The sequence below is a fragment of the Cohnella candidum genome (assembly GCF_003713065.1).
Lineage (GTDB): Bacteria > Bacillota > Bacilli > Paenibacillales > Paenibacillaceae > Cohnella > Cohnella candidum.
The window spans coordinates 473,931-487,250 of sequence record NZ_CP033433.1 but is presented as its reverse complement, the minus strand read 5'-3'; the positions used below and the strand labels follow the sequence as shown (position 1 = coordinate 487,250).

Below are 13,320 nucleotides of genomic sequence, written 5' to 3'. Positions count from 1 at the left end.
TGATCATTTCATCTTAATTTCTTTGTGAGAATGTTACACACGTAGAGGGAGAAACTCCCGTTGGAGTGGGGCTTCGCCGGGATTGGCTGCTGTAGAGGGAGAAACTCCCGTTGGAGTGTGGTATCGGCGGGATTGGCCTGCTGTAGAGGGAGAAACTCCCGTTGGAGTGGGGCTTCGGCGGGATTGGCCTGCTGTAGAGGGAGAAACTCCCGTTGGAGTGGGGATTGGTTGTTCCTTGACAAAAATTTATTTTTATGTTATGATAATTTATTTACTTATTTACACGGAATCTTCCCTTTGCTAAGATGTCCTCGGGATCATGACGGATCAAGTGCCCGTCAATTGAAGGAGGTATCCTCATGCAGAAGGAACATGGAATCGAAATGTTGAAAATCGAAGCCGCGATGATGGGGAGAACGGAAACGGTGTACCCGGTCCTCATCTGGGACGAGAAGGATGCCGTGCTTATCGATACCGGTTATCCCGGCCAGCTTCCCCTGATCCGTGCAGCCGCCTCTGAAGCCGGCAAACGGCTGGAGGAACTCACGAAAGTGCTCATCAGCCACCAGGATATCGATCATATCGGTTCGCTCCCCGCCCTGCTGGAAGAACAGCCGGATCTCGAAGTGTCGGCTCATCCGCTTGAACAGCCCTACATCCAAGGAGAAAAGAGGCTCCTCAAAATCACGGACGAAGCCATCTCCCAGGCGGTCGCCGCCATGCCGCCGAACGTTCCAGAGGAGTGGAAAACGGCATTTCGCAGAACGCTCGAAAATCCGCCGAAGGGACGCGTAGACCGGCTCCTTGCCGGCGGAACCACGCTGCCCTTCGGCGGAGGGATCGTCGTCATCGAGACTCCCGGACACACCCCCGGACATCTCAGTTTCTATCATTTGCCGAGCCGCACCCTGATCGCTTGCGACGCGCTAACGATCGAAGGCGGAAAGCTTGCGCCCCCCGCCCCCCATCTATGCTCCGATCCGGATCAGGCATTGCGTTCCCTCAAACGGTTCGAGGAATTCGACATTCAGCGCCTCATCTGTTACCACGGCGGTTTTTACCGAGAAAATGCCAACCACGATATCAACGCCTTGAATGCATAGCGTCCATATCTTAACGGCGGACTGCCGGAGATGGTAAGGGGGAGATGCCGCTCATCGCGGCATCTCCCCTTACCACTCTGCTACCGTCCCGTCTTCCTGACGCCAGACAGGATTCCTCCACCGATGCCCGATCGCAGCCATTTCGCGCACTTTGTCCTCATCGATTTCGATTCCGAGCCCGGGTCCCGTCAAATTGTCCACGAATCCGTCCCGATAACGGAAAACGAGCGGATCCTTCAAGTAATCCAATAAATCGCTCCCCTGATTATAATGGATGCCCAGGCTTTGCTCCTGAATGAAAGCATTGGGCGTGCACGCGTCCATTTGGAGGCATGCCGCCAAGGCGATCGGCCCAAGCGGGCAATGAGGAGCCACGGCCACGTCGAAAGCTTCGGCCATGGCCGCGATTTTGCGGGTTTCGAGAATCCCGCCGGCATGGGACACGTCCGGTTGGATAATATCCACCATGCCCTGCGACAACAGCTCCTTGAACCCCCAGCGTGTATACATTCGTTCCCCCGTCGCGATCGGACATGACGTGTGCCTTGCGATCTCCCTGAGCGCTTCGTTGTTTTCCGGAAGGACGGGCTCTTCAATGAACATGGGCCTAAACGGCTCCAGCTCCTTGGCGAGAATTTTCGCCATCGATTTGTGGACGCGGCCGTGGAAGTCGATGCCGATCCCGACGTCTTTCCCGACAGCGTCGCGCACGGCCGCGATGCGCGCGATCGCCGCATCCAGCTTACCGTTGGAATCGATATAATGGAGCTCCTCGGTCGCGTTCATTTTCACCGCGGTAAAGCCGGCTTCGACCTGACGCTTGGCCGCCAGGCCGACGTCGCTCGGGCGGTCCCCCCCGATCCATGAGTACACCCGCGTTTTGTCCCGGCAGGCGCCGCCGAGCAATTCGTAAATAGGTGCGCCAAAGTACTTTCCCTTGATGTCCCACAGTGCCTGTTCGATGCCCGAGATGGCGCTCGACAGGATGGGACCTCCGCGGTAAAAGCCGGCCCGGTAAAGCACCTGGAACAGATCCTCGATCTTCATCGGGTCTTGGCCGACCACGTAATCGGCCATCTCCTCGACGGCGGCCCTGACCGTGTCGGCTTTTCCTTCAACGACCGGTTCCCCCCAGCCCACGATGCCGTCATCCGTTTCGATTTTCAAGAACAACCACCTGGGCGGCACCGTAAACAGTTCCATTTTCGTCACTTTCATGCGCGATTTCTCCCCTTCAAGAATATTGATCCCGGTAATCCTGAGGCGTCATGCCGAAAGCCTTCTTGAAAGCATGATGGAACGAATGAGGACGCTGATAACCCAATTGCGCCGCGATTTCGTAAATTTTAACCCCGCTGTTCTTAAGCAGGAATTCCGCTTTCTCCATGCGGACCCGCTGCACGTAGTCGCTCAAATTTTCGCCGGTTACGAGCTTATAAATTTTCGAGACATATACCGGGTGCAGGTAGACGTGCTCGGAAATGGATTGCAGCGAAACGTCTTTGAAGACGTTCTGTTCGATAAAGCCGCGGATTTCGTTGATGAGCGCGGCGCGCGAATGCTTCGTCTCCTGGTCCATGTCGTCCCGGATCCGCTCGAGCCCGCGCAGCGACCATTCCTTCAATCCTTTCACGGTGCGGAACGGCTTTCCGTCCGACATCCTGTCGAAGTCTTCCCCTAGCAGTTCGCCGAGCGGCTTTCCGTTCTTATGGGAGATATAGGAGTAAGCCGACGCGATCGCGAAGTAAACCTCCAGCAGCCGCTCCGGGAAACAGCCGTATTGGCTCTCCAGCTCGGCGAATGCGCACTGAAGCTTCTCGCCGATATCCGTCCAACGCCCGGCCTCTAGCAAATGAATCAACGAAGGAGGTTCATACAGACGATGCAGAGATCCGATCTCCGCCGGCATCCGCTGCGCTTCTCCGAGCCGCATTAAGAGTTCCTCCGCGTTGCCGAACCGTCTGCGGAACAAAGAGACGGACCTGTCGTATAGCTCGCGAAGCTCCTGGGGAAACCGCCCTTGGCCGCTCACCAATACGGATATTTTTCCTTTGAGATAAGCCCTGACCGCAGACTGCAACTGGGAGGCGGTGCGCTCGAACCACGCGGGGTCGGCCGCGGGCGTCGCCGGCGCCTTGTCCATCAGCACGAAGACCAAATAATCATGCGAATCCTTGGCTTGCCAGCAGGAGTACCTTTCGCCGAACAATTCCTCGACGATGTTGCCGATGGCGTATTCCATCAGAGAAAGGCTGTCGGCGTCATATCCCAAAGTATCCTCCGGGCGGATCATCAGGAGCTCGAAAACGTCTTCGGCGCTTCTAGAAATACCGAGCAGCTCCATTTTCTGACGGAGCGCCGATTCGTCCATTCTTCGGCCTTGAAGCAAGTCGAGAAGCAGGTTGGCACGGAGCAGCGGCAGATTTTCCTTGAGCGTATAGGCCAACCGCTGCCTGGACAATACCTCATCCCATTCGGAGCGAAGCTTCCGGATGACCTTCTCTACGGCGGCGATCAATTCTTGTTCTTTCACCGGCTTGAGCAAGTAATCTTCCGTACGGTGCAAGATCGCTTCCTTGGCGTAGTTGAATTCCGAATAGCCGGAAAGCAGGATGCATTTGGTCCTTGGCCATCGCCGGCGGATATCCCCGATGAGCTGCAGCCCGTCCATGCCGGGCATCCGGATGTCCGTCAGGACAATATCGACCGAGAACTGTTCGAGCAAAGCTAAGGCTTCTGCGCCGGAGTAAGCTTTGTGCACTTGCTCGATCCCAACCGATCTCCAATCTACGGTCTGGGAGAACCGCTCCACGACGTGTACCTCGTCATCGACGATCAACAGTTGAACCACTTCGGACGCCTCCCTCATGGACATCTACCGGTTCGGACGCGCCCTTCTTCCTTTCCCATTCCAACACCACACGCAGTCCGCCGCAGGCGGACTGCCCGAACGTAAGGCCGGACCTTTCGCCGAATTGGTACTTCAAGCGGTGATGGACGTTCCATACCCCGCAGCCGATTTCCTCGGACATCGGCTGCATCAGCTTAATCCGCAGGTTTTGCAGGTCAATCTCGGCCATTCCTTCCCCGTCGTCTTCCACGATCAACCTGTTCGCTTCCGCATCCTGTTCCCCCATCACGGAGATCGTCCCGCCGCCTTCCCGGTGCTCGACCCCGTGAATGACGGCATTCTCGACGATCGGCTGCAGGATCAAGCGGGGAACCTCTTCCCCGAGCATGGAGTCGGGTACGGTAATCCTGTATGCCAAGCGGTGCATCCGCATGTTCTGGATGCTCAAATAATTTTCGACGAGATGGAGCTCCTCTCCCAGGCGCACCGTTTGGTTCTCTACTCTCGTCGAATAACGGTAATACTCCGCCAAATTTTCTCCCATTGCGATCACCGCTTCGCTGTCCTCGATTTTAGCGGAGTTGATCATGAAGAAGAGAGAGTTGTACAGGAAATGGGGATTGATCTGCGATTGCAATTGCTTTAAGGCGGCTTCCCGAGAACTGATTCTCTCCGCATAAACGACCTCGACCAGTTTCTGGATCTGCTCCGCCATTTCGTTGAATCGCTGGATCAGAAACTGGAATTCGTTTTTGGATCGGTAGCGGATGCGCGCGGATAAGTCTCCCCGCTTCATCCGTTGGAGGCTGCGGATGATATTTTTAATCGGAATCTGCACGTTCCGGTAGAGCAGGAAAGAGGCAAGCACGCTCATCCCGAGCAACAGGGCTACCGAAACGTAAAACAGGTTTCTTGATTTCGCGATGGGAGACAATATGCGCTGCTCCGGTACATAGTCGACAAGGTACCATCCCAATTGGCGCGACTTCACGTAGCTTACGAGCACCTGCTGACCGTCCGCCACCATGCGCAATTGGCCGGTATCCGGCAGCGTACCTCGGCCCAACCTGTCGGCGATCTCGCGAACGGTCCGTTTCGCCGAAGTGCTGTTTCCAATCGGATCGAAACCGGGATGGTATAAAAACGGATCGCTTTGTTTGTCCTTCTTCGAAACGTCGAGCAGATCGCTGATGTTTTGTACCGGAAAGCGAATTTGAAAAACCGCGTTCGCCTCGGAGAAAGAAACGGCTCTCGTCGGCTCCCCGATTTCGCGAATGAAGGATCCGACAGGCTGTCCTCGCGAGGCATCGGTTTCGAACGTCCACGACGAATGAATGCGGTCCCTCCACGTGCCTTGCCTCGCGGCTCCGTGCAGAAATATGTTGGTCGAAATCACCTTCCGGTCGCGGGGGAGAAACAGCGACAAATCGTTGGACCAGCTGCTCGACACGCTCTGCAGGCCAAGTTTGTCCACGACTCGGGATTCCGCCTTCAGCGATTCCGCCGATCGATGCTCCTCCTGCTCGACGAAGTCATTGATATGGGGATCCAGGCTCAAGATGACCGGGAACATCGATAGATTCTCGATCGCGGAATCGATTTGGTATAGAAAAAAGGATAGCCGATTCAAATTGGAGGATTGGATCTCCTCTTGGATGACCTGATTGGCCGTACGGTTGGAATAGCTGTACAGCAGCAAGATAGGCGCCAACAGAAGCACGACCAGGGTCAGGATTTTATTGAAAATGTTCAGTCTGTACTTCATTGCCGGTCACCTTCCCGCGCGCGTATATGCCATCTTGGCAACGGTTACATTTTAACCTTTGACGGCTCCGGCGGCTAGACCGTTGACGACATATCGCTGAGCGAGAAGCGCGATGACCAGCACGGGCAACGTAATGACGCATGCCGCCGCCATTAACGCGCCCCAGTTGATTTCCGAGTAGGACATGAAGTTGAAGACCGCTACCGGAAGCGGCTTCGTCTTGTCCCCGGACAGAATGATCGAGAACATGAAATTGTTCCAAGAAAAAATGAAAGAAAGCAAGGATGAAGTGATGACCCCGGGACCGGAGATCGGGAGGATAACGCGCATGAACACTTGATGATGCGTACAGCCGTCGATCAGGCCGGCTTCCTCGATTTCTTTAGGCAACGCCTCGAAGAAGGAAATCATGATCCAAATGATAAACGGCAGTCCCACCAGCATGTGGCTGAGTATCAAGGCCGTATAAGTGTCCACCAGTTTGATTTTCGAGAAAAGAATGAACCATGGGATCAAGAACGTAATGCCGGGAATGATCCGGGCGACGAGAATGACCAATCCGAGCTTGTGAAGATGATGCCTCGCGATGGCATATGCGGCAGGGAGGCCGAGCAGCAGCGCGAGCACCGTCGAACCGAGACCTACGACGAGACTGTTTAGGATATAACCGAGAAAATCGTACTCTTCGAACACGCTCGCGTAATTATGCGTTGTCGGCTTGAATGCGAAGAGCTGGCCCGTGGACATGATTTGGGACTGCGTCTTGAAAGAAGCGAGCAGCATCCAAAGGAACGGAAAGGCAAACGCGAGCAGCACCGCAGCCGTTAAAACGCCCATGATGAGCCGTGCCGTCTTGTTGCGTTTAGTCATACTGGGCCTCCATTCTTTTGCGCATCCAGATCATCACGAGCGTCAGTCCCATCACCAACGCGAAGAAAAGGACCAGCAGGGAAGACGCCATGCCGAGCTTGAAATATTGAAAGCCGAGCACGTAACCGTAAATATTCAGCGTCTCCGTGGCAAGATCCGGACCGCCCTGCGTGGTGGCGTAGATGATGTCGAAGGTTTTGAGCACGTCGATCAGCCGCAGCATGGCGGCGACCAGGATCGTCGGTCGCAGCAACGGAAGCGTAATGGACGCAAACTTCTTCCATCTGCCGGCGCCGTCCACGTCCGCAGCCTCGTAAGGCTCTCTCGGAATCGTGGCCAATCCCGCCATGACGATGAGGGAAATCATCGGCGTCCACTGCCATACGTCAACGATGATCAGAGAAGGGATCGCTTGGGCCGGAGAGCCGAGCCAGAGCATCGGTTTTAACCCGATGGCTTTGAGCATCAAATTGGCCGCGCCGATCGTCGGCTCGTAGATCAACAGCCAGACAAGCCCCATCGCGACGGGCGTCGCCACCATCGGGAGCAAGAATACCGTCTTGACCAGGTTTTTGCCGCGGAATTCGCGCGAGAGCAGCAGCGCGATCGCGACGCCCAGCACGACTTCGACCGCGAGAGCGACAACCGTGAAATACAAGGTCGAACCGGCCGCGTGCCAGAATCTGCTCTCCTTCAGCAAGGCTGCGTAATTATCGAGCCCAACCCATTTGGGCGGGGTAATCGCGGACATGCTCCATTCGTAAAAACTGATGCGGACGGTATACAGAATCGGAAACAGCATCATCACGAGCACGAATGCCACCGCCGGAAGCACGTAAATCCATTTCAGGTTTCGGTCGAACCAGTTGTAGGGCATGGGACTCTCCTTCCTCTCTTCGCCGTTGCCGTATAAGCCAAAAGGGCCATGGAATGACCCTTTTGACCGTTCGGCTTTTATTTGTTTTTGTCCTTATCGATGACCGCCTGCAGCGCTTCGTTCGCTTTATCCGCGACGGGCTGCACGTTCGTTTCGCCGGTAATGATCTTCTGCACGATTTCGCCTACCGCGTCGCGCGCTTCCCCGACGTTGATGACGGTGGGACGATCGTGGTCGATGCCGCCTTTCACGCTTTCCTTGATGACGGCCACCAGTTCCGGCGGAAATCCCGTCGTTCCTTGGGGGTTGTCCCAGACGGAAGTGCGCGCTCCCGGGTTGCCTTTCTCCTGGGTTTTCAGCACGATTTCTTTGCTGGTTGCCCACTGGATGAATGCCCAAGCCGCGTCTTTGTCGACGGATTTGGCATTGATGGCTAATCCCCACGAGGTGATGTTATACGGCTTGGATCCCGCGGCACCCGCCGGAAACGGTGCAAAACCCACCTTGTCGGCCACTTGGGACTTGGACGGATCCGTAGCGTTCTTGTAAAGCGAATTCGCGTCCGTGAGGAAAGCGACCTTCCCTTGGCCGAAAATGCCGAACGCTTGCGGCCAGGACATATTCAGAACACCGGGAGGGCCGTAGTCTTTCAGAAGCGTGCCGTACGTCGTGAAGGCCTTTAACGCTTCCGGCGTGTTAATCGAAGCCTTGTCTCCGTTCATGAAGTCTCCGCCTTCCGAGTACAGGAACGAGGACACCTGCGTGACGAGCGGCGAACGCTGCCCGCGGGCAACGAATCCATACATCTCCTTACCGGGATCATGAAGCTTCTTCGCCGCGGCGACCAACTCATCGATCGTTTTCGGAACCGGAATGCCCGCAGCCTCCAGCAGGTCTTTGCGATAATACAAAATTTCCTGTTCCGAGATAATGGGGATGCCGGCGAGTTTGCCGTCGACCGTGGCCGTCCCGATTGCGGATTTGGAAATGTCGGCGAAATCGTATGCGGGATCTTTGTTCACGTAATCATCCAGCGCCTGCAGCCAGCCGTTTTTGAAAAACAGCTTGCCTTCCTGCAAAGGGCGATACATGAAAACGTCCGGCGTTTCGGAACCCGCGGTGAATTGAACCGTCAGTTTTTGGGTCAGCTGGTCTTCGAAATAACCTTGTACGTTGACCTTCATCCCCGTTGCCGCCTCGAAATCCGGTATCAGCGGTTTGATGGCGTCGGCCCATGGATGGTTGGCGGTGACCAGATTAATCGTCTTGCCTTCGAATGGCTTGGCGGAAGGCGCCGCCTGTCCGCTCGAGGGGCTCGCGCTCGCTTTAGCGGACGGTTCCGCCTTCATAGTGCTTTCTGCCGAGCCGCCGCCCGATTTGCCTGAGCATCCGGCTAGCATCGCGACTGTCATCACGATGGCGAGTCCGGCGCTCAGCCGTCTTTGCAACAAATTCATCCTTAACCCTCCGTTTTGGATCATATTGGATGCGCTTTCTATTTTCAGCATATAGAACCCGGGATTCGGATGAAATAACGAAAACTCAACATCGATAACTCTCCATGAAGGAAGTTGGCTCGGCTTATCGCAACAAAAAAAGATGCAACGAGTATTCGCTGCATCGGAATCGGAATCGAAATCAATGATAAACGGCCGGCCGCATATGGCAGCAAATCATCTCGAGCGCGAGGCACAGCTCGCGGATATCTTGTTCGGCCATGTTTTCCACGATGTCGTAAACGAGCTCTTCCAGCTCGCGATCGCTTAAGGTGTCTACGCCTCCGTTGGCGCTCGGCATCATGTAAGAACGCATTGTTTTCCCCCTATCGTGTTTTAACGATAAAAAACCCTTCATCGGAAGCCAATGAGGGTGAGGAAACACCCCTTTGGCGGCTTGGCAGTCATCGTCCCGAGGAACATTAGACCCATAGCTTTGCGTCCTTGCCTTTCGGCAAGTTTGCCTTTATCAGCGGGTTTATGCGCTTATATCCGTACGATATCAGTTCATTCCGCTCCGGTCAATAGGATTTGATCAATTCGCATGAATGTATCGACGATCGGCAATCCTAACTCGGCGGATGGATTCACATGCCGTGTTTGCTGATGAGTCCGTTCAGTTCCTTCAGGAACATGTTGATGTCCTTGAACTGCCTGTACACCGACGCAAAACGGACGTAAGCCACTTCGTCGACGGGATACAGCATTTCCATCACGAGCTCCCCGATGACGCGGCTCTCGACTTCCGCGAGGGCCGTGTTGCGGACTTCGCGTTCGACGTCGGAAACGATGACCTCCAGCTGCCCAACGGAAACGGGGCGTTTCTCGCAGGCTCGGAGCAGCCCGCGCAGGACCTTGTCCCGGCTGAACTCTTCGCGGCTGCCATCCTTCTTGATCACGACCAAAGGCGTTTCTTCCACGGTCTCGAACGTCGTGAAGCGACGGTTGCACTTCTCGCACTCGCGGCGGCGGCGGATCGACTTATTGTCGTTGGCCGGCCTGGAGTCGAGCACTTTGGTTCCGTTGTAGTCGCAGTACGGACATTTCATGATTCGGAAGGGACCCCTTTCGCAAGCTCGAAAAAAAGATTTTAATTCCAACATTCTCCTATCATGAAACCTGAGGAAACGGACACAATACGATTACCAACCGCAAGGAGGTGAAGATCATGAGCAACCGCCGCAGCAACCAACTGGTCGTTCCCCAAGCGAACCAAGCCCTGGACCAAATGAAATATGAAGTAGCTCAATCCCTGGGCGTAACCCTTTCGCAGGACGGCTACTACGGTAACATCCTTACAAGAGACGCCGGCCGTATCGGGGGTAACATCACCCGTCAACTGGTCCAAATCGCCGAACAACAACTTGCCGGTCAATTCGGTGCAAACCGCTAATCGCAACAATTTGTCTTAAATAAAGGGAAGCTTTGAGGCGGAAGCGCTTCAAGGCTTCCTCTTTAATATAGGCCGGGAAGCTCACTTCTCGTCGTAAATCTTCTGATACTTCTTATAATAATACATCACACGCTGTACGTAATGTCTAGTCTCTCCGTAAGGAATATCGCGCACGGTGCTCTCGCTGCCGTCCCACACCTTATCGTTCAGCCACTGCTTGACCCGGTTCGGCCCCGCATTGTAAGCGGCCAGCACGACGGGCAGGCTGTCTCCGAATTGCCGGCGCAGTTCCTTCACGTACCAAGTGCCCAGCCGGATGCCGGCGTCGGCGCTTTGTCCCGCATCCTCGACCGTCATTTCCCCGAACTTTTCCTGCTTCAGGATCCAATTGGCCGTATCCGGCATCAGCTGCATGATCCCGACCGCCCCTTTGGGCGATACCGCATTTTCCTTGAAATTCGATTCAACCCGGATAATGGCCGCGATGAGCAGCGGATCCTGGCCGTAACGCTCCGCATTCTGCTTGATTTCGTCCATGTAATACACCGGATACACGAGCCGGCCGATCCACTCGGAACGGATGAATAAGGCCGCGAGGACGACGATGAGCAGGAGCAGGAACCATCGCTTCCGTTTTCCCTTGATTTTTTTCCTTTTCGTCATGCCAGCCCCATTTCCCGCCACAACCGTTCGATCTGACGCTCCGTATCCTCGAGACTGCCGCCGTTGTCGATCACGTAGTCCGCGAGCCGCTTCTTTTCTTCGATGTCCATTTGGGCGGCCAGCCTTCTCTCCGCTTCCGCTGCCGAAAGCTTGTCCCGTTCGATCAACCGGCGAAGCTGCTCTTCACGCGGAACGTAGACGACCATGACCTTGCTGAAATACGAAGTCAGCTGAGATTCATACAGCAACGGAACATCCACCACGGTCAGCCGCTCCGGAAACTCCGATTCGTATGCCTGCATCCGTTCTTTCATGACGGCGCGGATCGCCGGGTGCGTAATTCTCTCCAGCGCTTTACGGCGATCGGTATCGGCGAACACGATAGAGCCGAGCTTCTTCCGGTCAAGCGTGCCGTCCGGCTGCAATACGGCTTGTCCGAACTCCCGGGCGATCGCTTCGAGAGACGGCTGTCCCGGCTCCACGATTTCCCGGGCAATGCGGTCCAAATCGATCAGCAGAGCGCCGCGCCGGGCAAGAAGGCTCGCCACGGTGCTTTTCCCGGTGGCGATACCTCCCGTTAGTCCGATGTTCATGTGCATCTTCCTTCTATAACAGTTTGAATAGTCCCATGGCGATGAGAATAATGCCGGGCAGCACCGTCAGTCGCCGGACCCATCTCCAGCCCGATACGCGGAAGCCGACGCGCGTTCCGATCCACAAGAACGATCCGCTCGACGCGGCGATCAAGGCAGCCGTTAACAGCGGCGGAAAACCGACCATCGCGGCTCCGATTCCCGCTCCGAACGCGTCCAGCGAGAGCGCTGCACCGAGCAGAGAAGCTTCGCCGGCGGAAATCGTACCCGACCGGTCCATATCCGCGGCCGCAGGCGTGCGGAGAATTTGGATGATGATGCCCCACTGCCGGATTTCGAACGTCCATAGCTCCCTCTTCAAGGGTACGGGCGAATCGTCTGCTTTCTCGGCGCCGGCGGCAGCCCTTTTCGATCTGCCCGCCGCACGTTCCGTGTCATCGGAGTCGCCGCCTCTGGCGAATTGGACGAGTGCCCAAATGCCGATCCCGATGAGGATAACGGCGCCGACCGACGACGCGCCGTGAGGGGACATCCATTTGACGAGCAGATTACCCACCGTCATCGACAACAAGATGACCAATCCGGAAAAGACCGAGATGATCATGACCGACGGAATCGGGATTCTGATTTTACGTACGCCGTACGTGATCCCGACCCCGAACCCGTCGAGACTGACGGCGAAAGACAGCAGAATCAGCGATGTGAACGAAGCCAGCATGCCGTTTCTCCCCCCGGATGATGTTCTCAACCATCCTATGCAGGGAAGCGGGCGAATGCCCCGGAAGTTTCCCGAAGCCGATATTGAACCTCTATTGCTTGCCGTCCAATCGGTGTTTGACCGCGTTGCCGCGTGCTGCTTTGAGCGTTTGCCGCGTACCGCGGGGCGCTCGCTGGCAGGCCGGGCAAACGTGCGTGCCGCGCCCGCCGACCACGGATTTCTCGATCGGCCTGCCGCAGGTGTCACAGGGTTCGCCGGTGCGTCCGTAAGCGCGAAGCCGATGCTGGAACATGCCCATCTCGCCTTGGCCGTTGACGTATGACTTCACGGAAGAACCGCCCGCTTCCACGGCCGCGTTCAGCGTATCGATAATGGCGTGGTACAGCTTCTCTTTCTCCCGCTTCGTCAGCGAATCCGCCGTCCGTTCCGGATGAATGCCGGAAGCGTGCAGCGCTTCGTCGACATAAATATTCCCGAGGCCGACGATAACCTCCTGGTTCAGGAGCAGCGGTTTGATTTTCGTCGTGCGCTTGCCGAGCGCCTTCGCGAACGCTTCCGGCGTGAATTCGGCCGAGAGCGGCTCCAATCCCAGTTTATTCAGCGGCGGAGCCGACCATTCTTCACCCGGCGCGAACAAATGCATCGTACCGAACTGGCGGACATCCTTATATCTCAGTTCCGTTCCGTCCGTGAAACGGAAAATGACGTGCGTATGGGGCTCGACCGGTTCCTCCGAACGGTACAGGCCGTAGCGTCCTTCCATCCGGAGATGCGAGACGAGCGTCACCCCGTCCAGCAGCAAGCGAAGGAACTTCCCCCGCCGTTCCACGGTCGTGAAAGTACGCCCTTCCAAAATCGCCGAGAACGCGGCGGGATCGTCGGGTTTCTGCAAGATGCGGGGAAGGTTCACCGTCACCTCGGAGATCGTTTTTCCCGCAATGAGCGCGTTCAACGTGCGGCGGACCGTTTCCACTTCCGGCAATTCCGGCAC

The 13,320-nt window shown here is 56.1% G+C and carries 14 protein-coding genes and 1 riboswitch; of the genes, 2 read left to right on the top strand and 12 right to left on the bottom strand.

Annotated elements, in window-relative coordinates:
• Nucleotides 1-359 precede the first annotated feature (359 nt).
• Nucleotides 360-1,103, top strand: coding sequence for an MBL fold metallo-hydrolase (locus tag EAV92_RS02310; protein WP_123039578.1), 744 nt, complete (start codon nt 360-362; stop codon nt 1,101-1,103).
• A 69-nt stretch (nt 1,104-1,172) separates the two neighbouring features.
• On the opposite strand, the gene dgoD is transcribed toward EAV92_RS02310, so the two are convergent.
• From dgoD to nrdR, 8 genes are all read right to left on the bottom strand, one after another.
• The gene (gene dgoD / locus EAV92_RS02305; protein WP_123039577.1) at nt 1,173-2,321 is read right to left on the bottom strand and encodes a galactonate dehydratase; all 1,149 of its coding nucleotides are present in this window, start codon (nt 2,319-2,321) and stop codon (nt 1,173-1,175) included.
• A gap of 16 nt (nt 2,322-2,337) precedes the next feature.
• Complete coding sequence (locus EAV92_RS02300; RefSeq protein WP_123039576.1) at nt 2,338-3,954, bottom strand: response regulator; 1,617 nt, start codon at nt 3,952-3,954, stop codon at nt 2,338-2,340.
• Entirely contained in the window at nt 3,929-5,719 is a 1,791-nt protein-coding gene (locus tag EAV92_RS02295; protein WP_123039575.1) for a sensor histidine kinase, read from the bottom strand. The genes EAV92_RS02300 and EAV92_RS02295 overlap by 26 nt, the downstream gene beginning before the upstream one ends.
• A gap of 51 nt (nt 5,720-5,770) precedes the next feature.
• Nucleotides 5,771-6,589 (bottom strand): carbohydrate ABC transporter permease, encoded by an 819-nt coding sequence (locus EAV92_RS02290; RefSeq protein WP_123039574.1) that lies wholly within the window; start codon nt 6,587-6,589, stop codon nt 5,771-5,773.
• The gene (locus EAV92_RS02285; RefSeq protein ID WP_123039573.1) at nt 6,582-7,466 is read right to left on the bottom strand and encodes a carbohydrate ABC transporter permease; all 885 of its coding nucleotides are present in this window, start codon (nt 7,464-7,466) and stop codon (nt 6,582-6,584) included. Before EAV92_RS02285 ends, EAV92_RS02290 begins: the two co-directional genes overlap by 8 nt.
• A gap of 77 nt (nt 7,467-7,543) precedes the next feature.
• A complete protein-coding gene (locus EAV92_RS02280; protein WP_123039572.1) occupies nt 7,544-8,923 on the bottom strand; it encodes an ABC transporter substrate-binding protein in 1,380 nt (459 codons plus the stop codon).
• A 181-nt stretch (nt 8,924-9,104) separates the two neighbouring features.
• Complete coding sequence (locus tag EAV92_RS24375) at nt 9,105-9,278, bottom strand: hypothetical protein (RefSeq protein WP_164472607.1); 174 nt, start codon at nt 9,276-9,278, stop codon at nt 9,105-9,107.
• 72 nt (nt 9,279-9,350) lie between these two features.
• Nucleotides 9,351-9,437: riboswitch (cyclic di-GMP riboswitch) on the bottom strand.
• Nucleotides 9,438-9,549: 112 nt separating this feature from the next.
• On the bottom strand, nt 9,550-10,011 hold the full coding sequence (gene nrdR / locus EAV92_RS02275) for a transcriptional regulator NrdR (RefSeq protein ID WP_123043526.1): 462 nt from the start codon (nt 10,009-10,011) through the stop codon (nt 9,550-9,552).
• Nucleotides 10,012-10,130: 119 nt separating this feature from the next.
• Between nrdR and EAV92_RS02270 the strand changes: the two genes are divergently transcribed.
• Nucleotides 10,131-10,355: an alpha/beta-type small acid-soluble spore protein gene (locus tag EAV92_RS02270; protein ID WP_123039571.1), complete on the top strand. Its 225-nt coding sequence runs from the start codon at nt 10,131-10,133 to the stop codon at nt 10,353-10,355.
• A gap of 81 nt (nt 10,356-10,436) precedes the next feature.
• Here the strand turns inward: EAV92_RS02270 and EAV92_RS02265 are convergent, their stop codons facing one another.
• From EAV92_RS02265 to mutM, 4 genes are all read right to left on the bottom strand, one after another.
• Nucleotides 10,437-11,018, bottom strand: coding sequence for a lytic transglycosylase domain-containing protein (locus EAV92_RS02265; protein WP_123039570.1), 582 nt, complete (start codon nt 11,016-11,018; stop codon nt 10,437-10,439).
• Nucleotides 11,015-11,611, bottom strand: coding sequence for a dephospho-CoA kinase (coaE, locus tag EAV92_RS02260; RefSeq protein ID WP_123039569.1), 597 nt, complete (start codon nt 11,609-11,611; stop codon nt 11,015-11,017). Before coaE ends, EAV92_RS02265 begins: the two co-directional genes overlap by 4 nt.
• Nucleotides 11,612-11,624: 13 nt before the next feature.
• Nucleotides 11,625-12,329 carry a sporulation membrane protein YtaF gene (ytaF, locus tag EAV92_RS02255; protein WP_123039568.1) on the bottom strand — a complete coding sequence of 235 codons (705 nt, stop codon included), beginning with the start codon at nt 12,327-12,329 and terminating at the stop codon, nt 11,625-11,627.
• Between the two features lie 91 nt (nt 12,330-12,420).
• Entirely contained in the window at nt 12,421-13,320 is a 900-nt protein-coding gene (gene mutM, locus EAV92_RS02250) for a DNA-formamidopyrimidine glycosylase (protein ID WP_123039567.1), read from the bottom strand.

Bases quoted from the DNA above. Each gene is read 5' to 3' on its own strand.
- EAV92_RS02280 (WP_123039572.1), bottom strand. From the start codon at position 8,923: ATGAATTTGTTGCAAAGACGGCTGAGCGCCGGACTCGCCATCGTGATG.
- EAV92_RS24375 (WP_164472607.1), bottom strand. From the start codon at position 9,278: ATGCGTTCTTACATGATGCCGAGCGCCAACGGAGGCGTAGACACCTTA.
- dgoD (WP_123039577.1), bottom strand. From the start codon at position 2,321: ATGAAAGTGACGAAAATGGAACTGTTTACGGTGCCGCCCAGGTGGTTG.
- ytaF (WP_123039568.1), bottom strand. From the start codon at position 12,329: ATGCTGGCTTCGTTCACATCGCTGATTCTGCTGTCTTTCGCCGTCAGT.
- EAV92_RS02270 (WP_123039571.1), top strand. From the start codon at position 10,131: ATGAGCAACCGCCGCAGCAACCAACTGGTCGTTCCCCAAGCGAACCAA.
- EAV92_RS02295 (WP_123039575.1), bottom strand. From the start codon at position 5,719: ATGAAGTACAGACTGAACATTTTCAATAAAATCCTGACCCTGGTCGTG.
- EAV92_RS02285 (WP_123039573.1), bottom strand. From the start codon at position 7,466: ATGCCCTACAACTGGTTCGACCGAAACCTGAAATGGATTTACGTGCTT.
- coaE (WP_123039569.1), bottom strand. From the start codon at position 11,611: ATGAACATCGGACTAACGGGAGGTATCGCCACCGGGAAAAGCACCGTG.
- EAV92_RS02290 (WP_123039574.1), bottom strand. From the start codon at position 6,589: ATGACTAAACGCAACAAGACGGCACGGCTCATCATGGGCGTTTTAACG.
- EAV92_RS02310 (WP_123039578.1), top strand. From the start codon at position 360: ATGCAGAAGGAACATGGAATCGAAATGTTGAAAATCGAAGCCGCGATG.
- EAV92_RS02265 (WP_123039570.1), bottom strand. From the start codon at position 11,018: ATGACGAAAAGGAAAAAAATCAAGGGAAAACGGAAGCGATGGTTCCTG.
- nrdR (WP_123043526.1), bottom strand. From the start codon at position 10,011: ATGAAATGTCCGTACTGCGACTACAACGGAACCAAAGTGCTCGACTCC.